General features: G+C 42.7%; 14 protein-coding genes and 2 pseudogenes. 5 read left to right on the top strand and 11 right to left on the bottom strand.

Annotated elements, in window-relative coordinates; genetic code table 11:
* Nucleotides 1-30: 30 nt before the first annotated feature.
* On the bottom strand, nucleotides 31-1746 hold the full coding sequence (locus VSQ62_RS07420; protein WP_334634057.1) for an adenine deaminase C-terminal domain-containing protein: 1716 nt from the start codon (nucleotides 1744-1746) through the stop codon (nucleotides 31-33).
* Nucleotides 1747-1758: 12 nt separating this feature from the next.
* Nucleotides 1759-3063, bottom strand: coding sequence for an NCS2 family permease (locus VSQ62_RS07415; RefSeq protein ID WP_334634055.1), 1305 nt, complete (start codon nucleotides 3061-3063; stop codon nucleotides 1759-1761).
* A 123-nt stretch (nucleotides 3064-3186) separates the two neighbouring features.
* On the opposite strand from VSQ62_RS07415, the gene VSQ62_RS07410 reads away from it, so the two are divergent.
* Complete coding sequence (locus VSQ62_RS07410) at nucleotides 3187-4095, top strand: LysR family transcriptional regulator (RefSeq protein WP_334634053.1); 909 nt, start codon at nucleotides 3187-3189, stop codon at nucleotides 4093-4095.
* 494 nt (nucleotides 4096-4589) lie between these two features.
* On the opposite strand, the gene VSQ62_RS07400 is transcribed toward VSQ62_RS07410, so the two are convergent.
* The 3 genes from VSQ62_RS07400 to VSQ62_RS07390 form a co-directional block, all read right to left on the bottom strand.
* Nucleotides 4590-6140, bottom strand: coding sequence for an IS1634 family transposase (locus VSQ62_RS07400; RefSeq protein WP_334634052.1), 1551 nt, complete (start codon nucleotides 6138-6140; stop codon nucleotides 4590-4592).
* 106 nt (nucleotides 6141-6246) lie between these two features.
* Nucleotides 6247-6687, bottom strand: coding sequence for a PD-(D/E)XK nuclease family protein (locus VSQ62_RS07395; RefSeq protein ID WP_334634051.1), 441 nt, complete (start codon nucleotides 6685-6687; stop codon nucleotides 6247-6249).
* Entirely contained in the window at nucleotides 6680-7009 is a 330-nt protein-coding gene (locus VSQ62_RS07390) for a hypothetical protein (protein ID WP_334634050.1), read from the bottom strand. The genes VSQ62_RS07395 and VSQ62_RS07390 overlap by 8 nt, the downstream gene beginning before the upstream one ends.
* 186 nt (nucleotides 7010-7195) lie before the next feature.
* On the opposite strand from VSQ62_RS07390, the gene VSQ62_RS07385 reads away from it, so the two are divergent.
* Nucleotides 7196-7732: a type III toxin-antitoxin system ToxN/AbiQ family toxin gene (locus VSQ62_RS07385; protein ID WP_334634049.1), complete on the top strand. Its 537-nt coding sequence runs from the start codon at nucleotides 7196-7198 to the stop codon at nucleotides 7730-7732.
* Nucleotides 7733-7828: 96 nt separating this feature from the next.
* Nucleotides 7829-8563, top strand: a complete 735-nt coding sequence (locus VSQ62_RS07380; RefSeq protein WP_334634047.1) for a hypothetical protein — start codon at nucleotides 7829-7831, stop codon at nucleotides 8561-8563.
* 118 nt (nucleotides 8564-8681) lie between these two features.
* On the opposite strand, the gene VSQ62_RS07375 is transcribed toward VSQ62_RS07380, so the two are convergent.
* A complete protein-coding gene (locus tag VSQ62_RS07375; RefSeq protein WP_334637594.1) occupies nucleotides 8682-8921 on the bottom strand; it encodes a DUF6061 family protein in 240 nt (79 codons plus the stop codon).
* A 285-nt stretch (nucleotides 8922-9206) separates the two neighbouring features.
* On the opposite strand from VSQ62_RS07375, the gene VSQ62_RS07370 reads away from it, so the two are divergent.
* Both VSQ62_RS07370 and VSQ62_RS07365 read left to right on the top strand, forming a co-directional pair.
* On the top strand, nucleotides 9207-9503 hold the full coding sequence (locus tag VSQ62_RS07370; RefSeq protein ID WP_502957726.1) for a GNAT family N-acetyltransferase: 297 nt from the start codon (nucleotides 9207-9209) through the stop codon (nucleotides 9501-9503).
* Nucleotides 9504-10866, top strand: a pseudogene (locus VSQ62_RS07365) (MobA/MobL family protein).
* A gap of 135 nt (nucleotides 10867-11001) precedes the next feature.
* On the opposite strand, the gene VSQ62_RS07360 reads toward VSQ62_RS07365, so the two are convergent.
* The 5 genes and pseudogenes from VSQ62_RS07360 to VSQ62_RS07340 all read right to left on the bottom strand — a co-directional run bounded on the left by VSQ62_RS07360 (nucleotide 11002) and on the right by VSQ62_RS07340 (nucleotide 14799).
* The gene (locus VSQ62_RS07360) at nucleotides 11002-11427 is read right to left on the bottom strand and encodes a hypothetical protein (RefSeq protein ID WP_334634045.1); all 426 of its coding nucleotides are present in this window, start codon (nucleotides 11425-11427) and stop codon (nucleotides 11002-11004) included.
* 22 nt (nucleotides 11428-11449) lie between these two features.
* Nucleotides 11450-11863, bottom strand: a complete 414-nt coding sequence (locus VSQ62_RS07355) for a hypothetical protein (protein ID WP_334634044.1) — start codon at nucleotides 11861-11863, stop codon at nucleotides 11450-11452.
* Entirely contained in the window at nucleotides 11853-12062 is a 210-nt protein-coding gene (locus VSQ62_RS07350) for a helix-turn-helix transcriptional regulator (protein ID WP_334634042.1), read from the bottom strand. The genes VSQ62_RS07355 and VSQ62_RS07350 overlap by 11 nt, the downstream gene beginning before the upstream one ends.
* 509 nt (nucleotides 12063-12571) lie before the next feature.
* Nucleotides 12572-13075 carry a CD3324 family protein gene (locus VSQ62_RS07345; RefSeq protein WP_334634040.1) on the bottom strand — a complete coding sequence of 168 codons (504 nt, stop codon included), beginning with the start codon at nucleotides 13073-13075 and terminating at the stop codon, nucleotides 12572-12574.
* A gap of 310 nt (nucleotides 13076-13385) precedes the next feature.
* A pseudogene (locus VSQ62_RS07340) lies at nucleotides 13386-14799 on the bottom strand (uracil-xanthine permease family protein).
* Nucleotides 14800-14839: the final 40 nt, after the last annotated feature.

Below are 14839 nucleotides of genomic sequence, written 5' to 3'. Positions count from 1 at the left end.
TGCGGATCAAATGCGATAACAGAAGTCGCATCACTCCACGATCAGCGGTACGATCTCGCTTCGCTTCACATCCACAAGCCCTTTATCCGTCAGTTTTAACGCGGGGCTTACCGGAAGTCCCAGAGTTCCAAGCGACATAACCGGATTACTGTGCCGATACCCCAGATCCTTAAGGCTGTCCCGGACTGCTCTAAGCCCGAGAGCCGTCTCTCTGACTCCCTGCTCGGAAAGTATGCCGCACACCGGCAGCGCCAGCTCTGCAAGGACCTTTTTGCCCTTAACGGTCAGGAATCCTCCCTGCAGTTCTTGAATCCTTCTCACAGCGAACAGCATATCCTCCGGGTCGTCCCCTGCAACAAAAAGATTGTGATGATCATGGAAATACGTGGCGGCAACGGTTCCGGTATTCAGGCATGAGCCGGTAATGAATCCGTAACCGATATTCCCGTTTTTCCCATGACGTTCTAAGACCATAGCAAGCAGGCACCCGCTGCCCTTCCAATCCACTATATGATCCCGCACCGGCATGGCAATCAGCTTCTCCTCCGTCTGCGTCCGGTCCGGGTGCACCTCTATCACGCGAACGGTAACTTCATCTCTGCCGTTATCCGCCCTGACCCCAAAATCCGCAAGCGTCACCGGCGGCAGGCAGACACTCCGGTAAAAATCTTCCGGGAACCGGTAGGATACCGGAACCTCCCGCCTGTTTTTCTGCGAGAAGATCTGAACGCCGTTCTTGTATACATACGACGGCTCCATCACCGCAGGGTCGTCAAGCAGTACAAAGTCTGCAAGCTTGCCGGGCGCAATCACTCCTCTGTCATACAGATGCATCCTTCGGCTCGGCGTGTATGTGGCGCAGTAGATCGCCATTTCCGCAGGGAACCCGGTCTCTATTGCCTTCTGTACAACATAGTTAAGCTGCCCTTTCTCGTAGAGGACATCCGCCATGGTATCGTCCGTCACAAAACCGCAGTATTCATAGAGCTGATTTTGACAGATATATTCCAGCACTTCCGGTTTCAGCATCTTGTCCTGTATCTCGAAGAACATGCCGTTTTCGATCCGCTGCTTCACCTCTTCCAGAGTATGTTCCGTATGATCGCCGTCAATCCCCAGATATAAGAACCTGGCAAGATCCAGATCCAGAAGCGACGGGCAATGCCCCTCGATTACATAACCCGGATGCTCCTTGCAAAGATAATCCAGAAACTTCGTGATCTCCAGATCATTTTCCCGGATGATCTGCCTGTAATTCATGATCTCCCCCACACAGACAACATCCTCTTCATTCAGCAGATGCTTCATGGCGCCGCAGTCAATGATCCCCCCTGTGGTCTCAAGCTTCTCATTGGTTGACGGCACGCTGCTCGGTATCCCGTAGAAAATGTCGATCGGCGCATCCTTCGCCGCAGAGATCATCTCCAGAACTCCGCGGGTCCCCTTGACATTAGCCATCTCGTGAGGCTCTGATACGATCGTTGTCACACCGTACGCCGCGACGCAGTCTCCAAAAGGCTCCGGCGTCATCATACTGCTCTCGATATGCATGTGAATATCCACAAGTCCCGGAATCATATATTTCCCATCGGCATCCAGCACGGCTTCCGCCTGAAAGTCCGTATCCCGCTTCCGGTCAATATAATAGAATCTGCCGTCCTTCACAGAGACATCCGCAGGAATAAACCGCTTCAGATAAGTGTTGAATACCTTCGCGTTCCTGATCAGCAAAGAAACTGATTCCATAAAGCTTCCTCCTTAAACAATAGTATAGAAATAGAGCATGCAGACTACCACAAGCACATACATAACAGGCTCGATCTCCTTGATCTTCCCCGCCGCGATCTTCATGATCAGATATGCCGGAAGCGCAACGCAGATTCCGTTCGCGATATTATTTGCAAATATCGTAAATGTAACACAGATAAACGCCGGTACATATTCTGTGATGTCTGAATAATTCACATTGCGCATTCCGCTCAGCATATTCATACCGATAAAGATAAGCATCGGCCCTGTTGCCGCGGATGGAATGATCAGCGCTATAGGCGCTAAAAACAGCGACAGCGCGAAGAATATACTTGTGAAAACCACTGTCAGCCCGGTCTTGCCGCCGGCTTCTACACCTGCGGAGGATTCAAGATAAGTAGTCATGCTCGGCATAGTGAATAACGCACCGAAGCTGGTCGCGACCGCGTCTACCTTAAAACATTTGTCAATTCCCGGAAGATTGCCGTCCTCATCCAGATACCCCGCCTTCGCGCCCACGCCGAGCACAGTCCCGAACGTAGAGAAGAAGTCAGGAACAAACAGCGCGATCAAAAACGGAATATACGCAAAATTCAAAGCCCCCGCAAAATCGACCTGAAGGAACTGCTTCCCTATATTGGCCGGAAGTGAGAACAGGCTCTCCGGAAGCTTCGTCACCCCAAACGGAATGCCGATCACGGTGGTGACCAGAATTGCCAGGATCATTCCGCCCGGAATGTTGCGGACCTTGATGACAAGAAGCAGAATGAAGCCGATTACTGCAACGATCACGGACGGAGAAGTCAGGTCTCCGAATGCAAGATTATTCTTATCCGCATTTGCTACGATCAGCCCGCAGTTCTTCGCACCCAAAAGGGCGATAAACAGACCGATGCCAGCGCTCACCGCATGCTTCATACTCACCGGGATCACACGCACAACGGCTTCTCTAAGCCCCAGGAATGAGATCAGGATAAACAGGATACCGCTCCAGAAGATAACGCCCGCAGCGATCGGCGCGCTGATCCCTTCATTGGATATCATGGAAGCCACGATCCCCACGCTGCCGAGTCCCGGCGCCAACGCAAACGGACGGTTCGTATAAAGCGCCATTGCGCAGCTCGTCAGAATGATCAGAAGAACCATCGCCGTAAGCACTATATGCTTGTCCAGACCGGCTCCGCCCAGAATATTGGGAACGGTTGCAAGGACATAGGCCATTGTGACGAATGTGGTCAATCCCGCCAGAAGCTCTGTTTTCACATCTGTTTGGAATGCTGACAGTTTAAATTGTTTTTCAAGCCAGTTTTTCATTTGTTTTACTCCTTTTCCTCTTGATAATAGTCCTATATTTATAGTATGATGAGGAAAATAGAATGTCCAATTCATATTTTCCATAAAAACTATGCCAAATTGGAATATATCAGGGAGCGAAGCATGAATTTTCAGGAATTGAACTATATCTTATGCATTGCAAAGCATCAGAATCTTACTAAAGCAGCTCAGGAGTTATATATCTCTCAGCCGACTCTGACAAAATATCTGCAGAGGCTTGAGCGCGAAGTGAACGGGAAGCTCTTCGTCCGCAGCGGGAACAGCTATACGGCAACCTATCTGGGACGAAGGTATATGGAGTATGCCAAGAAGATACTGGCGGTGAACCAGGACTGGGAGAAGGAGCTGCAGGATCTTACCTCCTACAACGAGGGCGAACTGAATATTGCATTTCCGCTGATGCGCAGCTCATGCATGGTTCCTCAGATCATGACGGTATTCCACAAGCAATACCCGGGAGTCCGTGTCAACCTAAGAGAGGAGACCTATGCCATTCAGGAAAAACTGCTTCTGGACGATCAGCTTGACTTTGCGATCTTTAATGAGGCAAAGCCGCACCCTAAGCTGGAATACGAGACGCTTCTTAAGGAAGAAGTGCTGCTTGTGATGCCAAAGGGGCATCCTCTGGCATCTCTTGGCGTGAAAAAAGACGGAAAAGAATATCCCTGGATCGATCTTCGGCTGCTTGGTCAGGAGCCGTTTATCCTGCACTTCCCGGAACAGACGACCGGGCAGATCGCGCTTGAATTATTTGAAAAATACGGAATCTACCCGTCTGTTCCCATACGCACGAGGAACACTGTGACCTGTGTCAAGCTATGCCAAAAGGGGATGGGACTGTGCTTCATCCCTGAAAATTATATGAAAAATATTGAGCTTCAGGAACCTCCTCTGTGCTTTTCCGTCGGCGACGAGGGGGCGTTCAGCACGCTTACGATCGCCTTCCGCAAAGGAGCTTATCTTCCGGCCTACGCACGGGATTTTATACGGATCGCGCAGCAGAATCTCTGACACGCAGCACTGACACGCAGCAAAATCGGTATTCTCACTGACTCAGATAACTATCTAGCTGACTTATATGCCACCAACAAAGCAACCGTCAGCATCAGCGTGAAAAACTCCGCAAGCGGAACAGCAAGCCATACACCCGTCACCTCTAAGAATTCCGGCAATACCAAAAGGAACACTGTAATAAATCCAAACGTCCGCAGGAAAGATATGGCTGCAGATGCTTTTCCGTTCGATAATGCCGTAAGTCAAAGCCCCCGCGACAGTCGCCAAATGTGCATGCAAGCATGCCCCCTTGGCTCGTTGTTCGCGGGAATAAAGCAGATGAAAAAATATTGCATCCTGAGAACAAAAAACTGAATGAAAAAATGCTGAATCCATTCTTGGTAATCTCAAAACATTCCTGTTATTCTCTGCAAATATCTTTGCAATGGTTTCCCCGCCTAGCATGGAAAACAGAAATACAACCTAAAATCCCGTTCAAATTATACACATGTTTAAGGTGTCAGCCCATATAACTCATATATGTCTTTTTGAAATGGCGTAAGTTCCGTTGTGTATTTTTTTCGTGTTCCATTTATACTGACACTACGGACAGTTTTCATTTCACTTATTACTTTTTGAAGATCATGATTTTTATACCATCCGGCTTCATTCATCACCTGCTTTAGACGAGTTGTGATCAGAAGTGCAATAAACTGTATGAAGATTCTGCCTTCCATAGCTGCCGCTGAATGGATACGCAAACGTTTCATATCAAGATCATTTTTGAGATCATCGAAACATTTCTCAACAGCATCCTTGCTCCGGTACACCTCAAGAGCTTTTGTCGTATCCTTAATGTGATTACTTACAAGCACGAACCAGCCGATATGGTTCCTTTTATGCTTGCTAATGGCTTCCTCATTGTAATCCACCCTGATGCCTCTTATAGGAGTTTTATGGATCAAGAAGAACTTATCATAATAAGAGGCATGCTCCTTTACATGCCTGCCGGCCATAAGTTCTTCATAACAGCAGTGCAGGGTATGGTCAAAATTCCGTTCGTCTGACGCCGCCTTGAAAATATCGTGGTAGATGTGGATATAGAACCGATGCCCTTTCCAATTGGAAGATTCCGTGACCGCATACAGTCCATCCCCAAAGACTGTACAGTAATTATGATGGGAACGGATGCTGTCTCTGTGGTGTTCCACTGCCTTGCAGGCAAAACCGACAGTAAAAGGTACTCCAATCAGGAACTTTTTATGGCTGGCATACATTGCGTCAAGGTTCGGTTCACTATAAAAGCCTTTGTCCATGACAAAATGGCATGTTGGGCTCTCCAGAACGGATATATTAGCTATGCTGTCTTCCAGAGCGTTCACATCTTTAATGCTGCCGGGAATGATCCTGTAATACAGCGGCATATGGGAAGTGACACCAGTGAGCATAAGGAGGTTGATCTGTGGCAGTTTTTCCCCGTCACGGTTGTATCCCCAGCGGACAAAGTCGATCAGTTCGCTATAGGAAGATACACTGGTGATATCCATTGCATAGACATCCTTCTGGCTGTTTACATCAATCCACCTGCTGAAAAAGTCCTGTTGCAGTGTGGGCGTAATCCTTACAAGGAGTTCGCTCACCCGCTGGCTTGCAAGCAGGGAACGGCACGGTGATGGATACATCCGCTGCCACTGGTCAACGTGGCGCAATGCCCCGCCTTCGCTGACAAGGTAATACGCACATGTCAGTATGCATCTCCAGTCATCCGGAAAGACTGTACTGAGCGGTTCCATCAGCCCTATGTCTGAAACAGCTTTATCCAAAAGGGACTGTATGCCGGTATTTTTCACAACACAGCGGCCAGCAGGTTCTTCCGTTTGAGCCCTTTTACGGGCAGCATCGCCTTTCCTGCGGTTGGGAACCACTTCACCTGTTACTGGATCCAGATGCCCAATGCTCTTGCGGATATGTTTGACTTTTTTAGTTTCCTTATCATAAATTGAAGTGTTGCTGTAAACATAGGTTTTACCATTTGGATTTTTGACGTAAACAAGTGATGACATGCCGTTGCTCCTTTAAATATGTATATAATATTTTCACTTATATTATAAAACTTATACACATATTTGTAAAGAGGGAGCGCCTAAAAACCCCGTATTTTCAATGGATTCATACTATCATACAGTCAATCTGTGTATAATTTTTTCGGGAGATTAGGATATATTGTATAACTGTTGATTTTACCGGCTCGGCTAACTGCGTTGTCAGTTTATTAAGCCATCTGCATATATCTTCCGCACATGAAATACACTGTATATGGTCAATGGGCAGAATGCACGTTCCTGATTTCTTTTTCCGGCTGTATTCGGAGGGGGCATTCCCAAACCTTGTCAGATAGACAAGCCGAGAATTTTTCGCATATTGATAATAGTCGTAGCATTGCCCTTCCTGTTCTCCGGCATAAATTTTGACTTCGATAGGGATAAAAAAGTGTGGATTTTGAATCACGATGTCAATGCGCCGTTCATTATCTATCACATATTCTGCTGCAACCTCTGTACGTGCAAGCAGTATATCGCTCATGGAGTATTCATTTAATACATCATGCATAAAAGATTTTAAAAACGATATTCCGCACCCATGCTGCCGCATTTGTACCTACTTCAAGATAATAATTCCACAGCATTTTAAAATCCTCATCTGCTACAGAAGCAGCATGAATTAAAATTGCATATGAGTTACAAGCTACCAAATCTGTAAAGCAGTCTGTTGATACCAAAACGCTTTTCTTATCAGGCAGCATTTTCCCTATGATATTTTCCTCTATGGCAGTAAATCCATAGGTGAAAATATAGTATGTCCGAAGCATTCTTTCACCTCCACTATCCAAATTATACCACAACATCACGCCAACAGTATTGCGTAATGCCAAAAAATTATTTTCTAGGCATTTATTTTAAATTTTGAAAAATGATTGACTATTTTCAGAAATATGGTATTATACTATTAGTGGTGAGTCCTACCGCAAAGTGGACTGCTAAAAGCGTTAGCAACTCTAATGGAGTTACTACACAAATGGCTATGTGGAAACGCATAGCCATTTTTAACGAGGAGATATATGCAGACAGATTTTAAATTATACAAGGTGGATATGAAATATATCCGTAATCTACATAATATAGATGATAAAGTGCTTTCTGTTTCGCCACAGGCAGGAAAAGATAACAGGGTTTTCATCGGGATTGTTGTTATTTGTGGCGTTCACAAATATTGCATACCACTTTCATCGCCAAAGGAAAAACATAAGAACATGAAAAATTCTATGGACTTTTCCAAAATTGAAGTAAATGGAAAATTATTAGGCGTTCTAAATTTTAATCTGATGATACCTATTGAAGAAGAGCAATTACAGCTTGTTGATACCACCATTTTTAAGAGAGATAGGGAAAATATCAGATATTATAAGAAGTTATGTACTTTGGAACTGGAATGGTGTCAGACGAATAATGAGGTAATCTGCAATAAAGCCAATGTCCTGTATAAGAAATACCTATCCAATGAGCCATTTGCAGGCAGGAATCGCTGCCTGAATTTTCCCAAATTAGAGGCAGAATGTGAAAAATATAATTTAAAGATCAAGAAAGGCACAAACTGAACCTCTCTTGATACACATTACCACAGTTCCAGTGAACCTAGGAAAAGTTTTAGAAACAACACATTTCTATTGATAGGGGAGGATGGAAAAGTTATTATGTTAGTAAATCAAAATAAAGATACTTATGACAGAAAAACAGATGAATATATTGTTGCGTACATTGACCTTTTGGGTGTAACAAATAAGATTAAATCAAAGGATAGCCAATTGGCAATGAACAAACTACATAATCTTTATACACTTTCGGTAAAATTAACACGAGATGTTCAAATTGAGGAAAATCAGGACATACAATTCAAAATTTTTTCGGATAATATTATAATAGCTAAAAAATTGTCAAATCAGATACCCCAACGAACTCAAGAGATTCGAAGCCTTCTAATGTGTGCTGGACACTTCCAAGAACTTTCTGCTGGCGATAGTGTGGGGTGGCTTTTACGTGGAGGCATTTCTATAGGACAATTATTTATAGATGATGTTATGGTTTGGGGTGAGGCACTTTTAAAATCATACTATTTAGAAGATAAAGTTGCAAATTATCCAAGAATAATTATTGATAAAGATATTGTGAACGAAATTATCCAAAACAATGTACTATGTGAATATTTAAGAAAAGATTTTGATAATTTATATTTTTTAAACTTTCTGAATGATTGTCATTTTTGTGGCGAAATGTTAATGAATGGATTTCAAATCATGCAAGAAGAAGCTGGTATAAAAATAGATGAGAAATTGTATCAGAAATTTAGTTGGCATATGAATTTTGTGAATGCTGAATTAGATAGAAAAAATGAAAAGAAAGATAGAAAGTATCGCCTATCAATGCTTTGATACAATTATAGCAAATAGCTTATCAAACATATATTAGCATGAATGAATAAGATACAATTTTAAAAGGAAAATCTTAAAGGAAAAAGTGGGAAACTCTTTAAGATTTTCCTTTATTAATTTACAAAAATTCCAATGAATCTTCTGCATCCACCCACATCTGCATATTTCCCTCAAGATACAATCTTGTGTATTCAAGCGGTTCGTCTATTGCCAAAGCATTAAAGGCACATTCGGAGCAGGGAGTGGTTTTCAATCCTTTTTCTGCTTTATTGCAGTCTATCCGCAAAAAGTAACCTACATAAGTGTATATGTCAATGCTGTTATGGTGGATATTGCATAAATCATATTCATTATTTATCTGTCCCTCTTTTCATTATTTTTTTGAAAGCATTTCAACAGTTCACAATTCCCGTATGTTTTGTGTTATAATATTTTATGTGATTTTGTTTCCCTCATTTTTTCCCTTATCAGGTTTGTAATGTCCTATGGGAATATATAACACGAGGGAAACTTTAAGGGAAATCTCACCTGCGATAAACTTAGTGTTTTCAAGGGTTAGCGGGTATTTTAATAACAAAATATAACAGCTAATATTTCCCTTAAAAATCATCAAATCACAATCGGAAGTTGTGGAGGTATACTAATGGAATACAAAGTGGATGATAAAGAACTTAATGCTTCAACTTTTCTTTCCTTTGTTAATCAAGTATGGCAAGGCGATTATGACATCGAAAGAACAAAGGAGACATTTTCCAAAACGCTGAATATAACCGCCTATGATGACAAAGTGCTGATAGGGTGTTTGCGTATTCTTTCGAATGGTTATTATTTTGGAACAATTACAGAGTTGCTTGTTCTTCCAGAATATCAAAAACAAGGAGTGGGAAGTAGACACAATCGGTTGCAAAAAGAGTATGCCCGTCACGGGAGAAAGGAGTAAATGGCAAGACATTCATTTATACAGATGTCGAAGCTACCAAATGTCAAGGGAAGAATATCCTATATTACAAGCCGCGCAAGACAGGAAAATCTCTATGCCACCTACCGTACCGCCAACAATGAATTTTGGAAGAACCTTGCAAGGGAAAGCCAGCAGGAATTTAAGCGGAGCGCAGGAAGTCCTTGAAGATTTTACAGAGGAGTTCCGCAGGCAGTATGGTATGGAGTGCGTGTCAGCTCTCCACCACAACAAACGCAAAACAAACTATCATATCCATCTTATCTTCAGCGAAAGAAAACTGCTCCCTGAGCCTGATATTAAGACAGCCACACGCAGTGTATTCTATGATGAAACAGGCAAAAGGGTACGCACCAAGAAAGAAATCACAGGGGAGGACGGGCAGATACGAAAAGGCTGTACCATCATTAAAAAGGGCGAGGTTTACGAAAGCCGCCTCTTTACCGTGAAAGATGATAAATTCAAAAGCGAGCCTTTTCTCCGGGAGGTTAAAGAGATTTACACCGACCTTATCAATCGGCATATCTCCGATCCCGAACAGCAGTTAAAGGTATTTGATAAGAACAGCGTGTATCTTCCCACCAAAAAAATCGGCAAGAACAATCCCAAAACCGCCGAGATTGAAGCGGATAACACCGCAAGGCAGGAATGGAACAGGACAGCGGATATGGCACTAATATCGGGTATTCCCGAAGCAAAGACTTTAGAAATCAAGCAGACTGAGATACACGAAAAAGCAAGTCAGTCAATCAAGAGCAAAGGATGGCTGCCAAATCTGTTCCGAGGGATTGTGACAAAGGCAAAAGATTTTCTGCAAAACCTTATTCAGGAAAAAGATATACCGCTCAAGCCTACACTTGATATTGATATGGGAGAGTTCCGCCATATAAGAAATCTGATGATAAAGGTGCAAGATAAGGCGATAAAAATCAAAAACTTGCAGGATAAAGTTTTGCCGCAGTTGAAACAGCAACTTGCCAATACAAAGGGACTTTTCAAAGGCAAAGAACGAAAAGCGTTAGAGGTAAAAATCAAAGAAACCGAAGCGGAGATTGCCGACAGGCTGGATAAAATCCCCGATACGCTCAAAGAGGACGGTTATCCCGATATACAAGTTTTTATGCGTACTTTCCGAGAAATGGAAAGCGTTGTGGAACAGTACAACCGTGACCTTGCCGAGTGGGAATATCAAGTCAGCAGGAAACCGACAGCCGCCGCCAAAGAACAGCACAGACCGCCCGAAAAGCAGAGCGTGCTAAAACATCTGCGAGAGATACAGGAACGCAACAAGCAGAGACTACCGCAAAGACAGCGTAAGAAATCCTTTGACAGAGATAGCCGATAGGCATTGAAAAACCGCCGTTATAGCGTTTCCCGCAGCGGCGGCATACATAATCATTTTCTGATTACAAGCGTGATTTTTATATCTCATTTTTTAAGTCCTATTATAGTATTTCCTCATCACAATTTACCGAATGTTTTAATAATGTTTTTCAAAATGTTTATACAGAACAATTCCTAAAAATGTTTGCAGTAGGAATAAACCAAATATAATTCCTATAATCCATGCTTCAATATGAAGTAATGCAAGTACAAAAGCAACAAACAAGTACACGAAAGTCATTAACTGATACACTAAAGAACCAGCTTTCATTCTTAAAAATACTTTTCTTTCATCAACACTATTGATAATGATTTCTCTATTTATATTTTCCAATTTTTCTTTATTTTTTGGCGTTTCATAATAATAAATTTTAAGTAATTGAACACATGAAGCAAAAGCTAAGCCGAACCCCATTGCGTAAAAAAGTGTAGAGTAATAGCCAGTGTTAATAACGAAATATCCAAAACAAATAAAGATTATGCCTATAATAATCTCAATGATAAATGATAATTTTTTCTTCATTGTCAATTCCACTTTCATACGACTACATTTTCTTATCTAAATAACGAGCTGTTATAACCCATGTAATTTGCCCGACAGCAATAACTCCTGTTATCGAAAAAAATACAACTTTACTCATATATCCCATAAAGATAAGGGCAAATAATACAAGAACCAATAATGTAAGTGTTACTTTGTAAGCATTCGCAAGAGAAGCGTTAATAATTGCAATATTTCTTTCATCATTTTCTAATATTTGCACTTCTTTTGTCGGCTTACTGAATATATCACACCCCATTAAAATCAATATTATCCCAATAAGTGTTGTACCATAGACAACCAAATCTGGACGAGGTACAGGTAATAGTCGATGTACGCCTAAACCATAAGTTAGTAAACCACCTAAAAAAATTATTACACCGATGAACAATTCGACTTTTTGTATCTTATGCCTCATTTACTTTCCTCCTCATAAATAAAATTTCTTCAATGCTCATTTGAAAGTATCTTGCGATTTTAAAGGCTAACATGATAGAGGGATTGTATCGTCCATTTTCTAAAGAGCCTATTGTTTGACGAGATACTTCAAGAGCAGTAGCTAAATCTTCTTGTTTAATACCTCTTTGTTTTCGTAATTCTTCTAATCGATTTTTCAAAATATCCCCCTTCCTACGGAAAGCATGCTTTCCATACCTTTATTATAGCAAAAAAAGTTCTGATGTCAAGCACACTTTCCGTTTTGGATGATCATTCTGCACTTTTCCAATTGCTATCTTTACGAAGCGTATACTTGTGGCGTTATACCTTTTCTGAGAAAACGAGAGAATTTTTTCTTTAGGAAAAGCGGTTGCCCTTATAAGCAGTCAGGGAAAGAGTAAACTTGTGTGAAATCATATAAAGAGATAAGGCGAACACATTGCGACAAATCCTTTGTTTTCAAAGCATTTAGAAGATTTTATTGACAACCTATGAAGCGCAATGATCGCTCATAATTTTATGTTTTCCAATTTCCGATTTAACGGGCAGACATCCACCAACAGGTGGCTGCCCGCTTTGAACATTTTGACGAGTGGTAATTGCTAATAGTATTCCCCCTTCAATGCTCCTATCCATTCTTCAATCGCCTGTACCAGCCGGAATTGCTGATTTTTGTTACTGCTCTCTGTCATTGATTGTTTTCATATTTGAATTGATATCCTTTTACTTCTTCGAATCTGTTATCTAACACATAAAAAACCTTATGTCTTTTGACCGAATATACAAAAGATACCCTCGTTGCCCATATCCCTTCCTGCCGAACAGATTTTAAGAGCTTCAAAGCATCTGTAACCGAAAAATCAGCATTTTGCTTCTCCAGTTGTTCCTCTGCCCTTTCAAATCTATCGTCTCCGGGCACAATATACGGTCTGGTTATATCTGGATCAAGTATCGAATAATTGGTCATCAGAGAATATCTTTTGTACTCAAAACGGTGTCCAACCCCTCTATGATATTCTGCAAGGATAGCTTTATTGCATCTTTCAAGCTCCCTTCGGTAACCAGACAATTCACCCCAAGATCTATGCTGTTCGCTCTTAGCCGGAATATAGATATATCCTGCTTGGACATATTTTTGTAATTCCTTAACCAACACATCCGGGAGAATTTCATTTGCATTTATATATTTCATATACAGGCTTCCTCCTTGATCCTCCTAAAAACCACACGAAACATGTATGATCAGGTTCTAATTCAAGCAGCAAAGCCAGCTATACTTCTACATCAGCGACTTATATTCCTCCATGCAAATGTCGCTTATTATACTGGCTTTGCATGGAGAAAGCCTTGATTTTTTCTTTTTTTATTCCTGCACATAATATCCTCCGATACGTTTATCCCTATTCTTTCAATGCTGCTTTCACAGCCAGAATTTCTGTTCTCTCTAATGAACCGGAAAACAAAAAATCCCATATTTATATTTATTATTGTTTCCCGTATATTCATCGATCACATTTTTCCAGAATAGATAAGCAGGCTTCTCTGCCCTTTTCTGTGAAGTAGTTTTCAAACTTCGCAGGAACATTGCCGTTAAAAATATCGCCGACCGCCTGCGGGAACGCAGAGAAGAAGTTGCCGTCTGTCTGAGTCAGCCCGACACCGATACAGAATGCCAATGACACCAGAATCATAGTGCGGTCATCAAATACGCATTCTTTCAGCATCTTCATCCCTTCATACATGATGGATCCAAACATCATGACCGTACATCCGCCTAACACAGCCTGGGGCAGTGAATTGAAGAAGGCTCCAAGCGGCGGGAACAGAGACGCTAGGATCAGGATCAGCGCGCCCATCAAGATCGTAAATCGATTGATTACACCTGTCATCGTGACAAGCCCCACGTTCTGACTGAAGGACGTCAGCGGCAGGCACCCAAAGCACCCGGAGATCGTACTGGAGAATCCGTCCACGGCTAACGACCCCTGAAGCTCCTCGATCTTGATATCACGCCCCAACGTTCCTGTGCAGACAGCCGTCGTCGCACCCGTCGTCTCTGCCGCAGATACCATGAACACGATCGCGATGGTGAAGAACGCGCCGATATCAAATATCGGCTTATGGCTCGTGAAGAATACGATCTGAGGAATGCTAAAGACCCCAACCTCTCCGATCGTCTTTGATATACCGGAAAAATCGATCATCGGCGCAATTCCTGCCGCCGTAAATATTCCGGACAGGATATAGCCGAAGATGAGGCCCACCAGAATATTCAGATTCTTATACACACCTTTCAGCAGATAGCGTGAGACAAGACATACCACCAGCGTAAACCCGCCTACCAACAGATGATGCCAAGCCCCGAAGGACTCTGAACCGCTTCCTCCCCCCCCAGGAGTTCATGCCTACCGGAAGAAGGGATAAACCGATTGCGATCACCACGCAGGCAGATACCACAGGCGTCAGATATTTCTTCCAGTATTTCGCGCTTAAACCTACCACGCCTTCGAAGATACCGCCAAGGATCACGGCTCCCACCATTCCCTCGTATCCAAGCTTTGGATTCGTACAGATCATCAGCAGGCTTCCCAGGAAGGTGAAGCTGACTCCCATGACGATTGGAAGCTTAGACCCTATCTTCCAGATCGGATAGAGCTGCAGACAGGTTCCGATCCCCGCAACAAACATGGCACACTGCAGCAGACGAGTGATCTCCACCGCCGTCAGGGCTTCTCCCGTTCCCCTGACCACGGCTGCCCCGCAGACGATCAATACCGGAGCCAGGTTCGATACGAACATGGCAAGCACATGCTGCAGTCCGAAGGGGATCGCCTTGCCAAGAGGCACCCTCCCATTTAATTTATAGATATTTTCTTCACTCACAGTTGTAATCAGTTCTTCTCTTTCATTATCCATCATTATCCTCACATTATTCTTGTTGATATAAACAACTTAC

The organism is Sporofaciens sp. JLR.KK001 (genome assembly GCF_036941055.1).
In the GTDB taxonomy this organism is placed as follows: Bacteria; Bacillota; Clostridia; order Lachnospirales; family Lachnospiraceae; genus Sporofaciens.
This window is presented reverse-complemented; position numbering and strand designations above follow the sequence as displayed.

Excerpts from the sequence above, each read along its gene's own strand:
- VSQ62_RS07345 (WP_334634040.1), bottom strand. The coding sequence starts at position 13,075 with ATGAAATATATAAATGCAAATGAAATTCTCCCGGATGTGTTGGTTAAG.
- VSQ62_RS07395 (WP_334634051.1), bottom strand. The coding sequence starts at position 6,687 with ATGCATGATGTATTAAATGAATACTCCATGAGCGATATACTGCTTGCA.
- VSQ62_RS07400 (WP_334634052.1), bottom strand. The coding sequence starts at position 6,140 with ATGTCATCACTTGTTTACGTCAAAAATCCAAATGGTAAAACCTATGTT.
- VSQ62_RS07370 (WP_502957726.1), top strand. The coding sequence starts at position 9,207 with ATGGAATACAAAGTGGATGATAAAGAACTTAATGCTTCAACTTTTCTT.
- VSQ62_RS07380 (WP_334634047.1), top strand. The coding sequence starts at position 7,829 with ATGTTAGTAAATCAAAATAAAGATACTTATGACAGAAAAACAGATGAA.
- VSQ62_RS07410 (WP_334634053.1), top strand. The coding sequence starts at position 3,187 with ATGAATTTTCAGGAATTGAACTATATCTTATGCATTGCAAAGCATCAG.
- VSQ62_RS07420 (WP_334634057.1), bottom strand. The coding sequence starts at position 1,746 with ATGGAATCAGTTTCTTTGCTGATCAGGAACGCGAAGGTATTCAACACT.
- VSQ62_RS07385 (WP_334634049.1), top strand. The coding sequence starts at position 7,196 with ATGCAGACAGATTTTAAATTATACAAGGTGGATATGAAATATATCCGT.
- VSQ62_RS07415 (WP_334634055.1), bottom strand. The coding sequence starts at position 3,063 with ATGAAAAACTGGCTTGAAAAACAATTTAAACTGTCAGCATTCCAAACA.
- VSQ62_RS07355 (WP_334634044.1), bottom strand. The coding sequence starts at position 11,863 with ATGAGGCATAAGATACAAAAAGTCGAATTGTTCATCGGTGTAATAATT.
- VSQ62_RS07360 (WP_334634045.1), bottom strand. The coding sequence starts at position 11,427 with ATGAAGAAAAAATTATCATTTATCATTGAGATTATTATAGGCATAATC.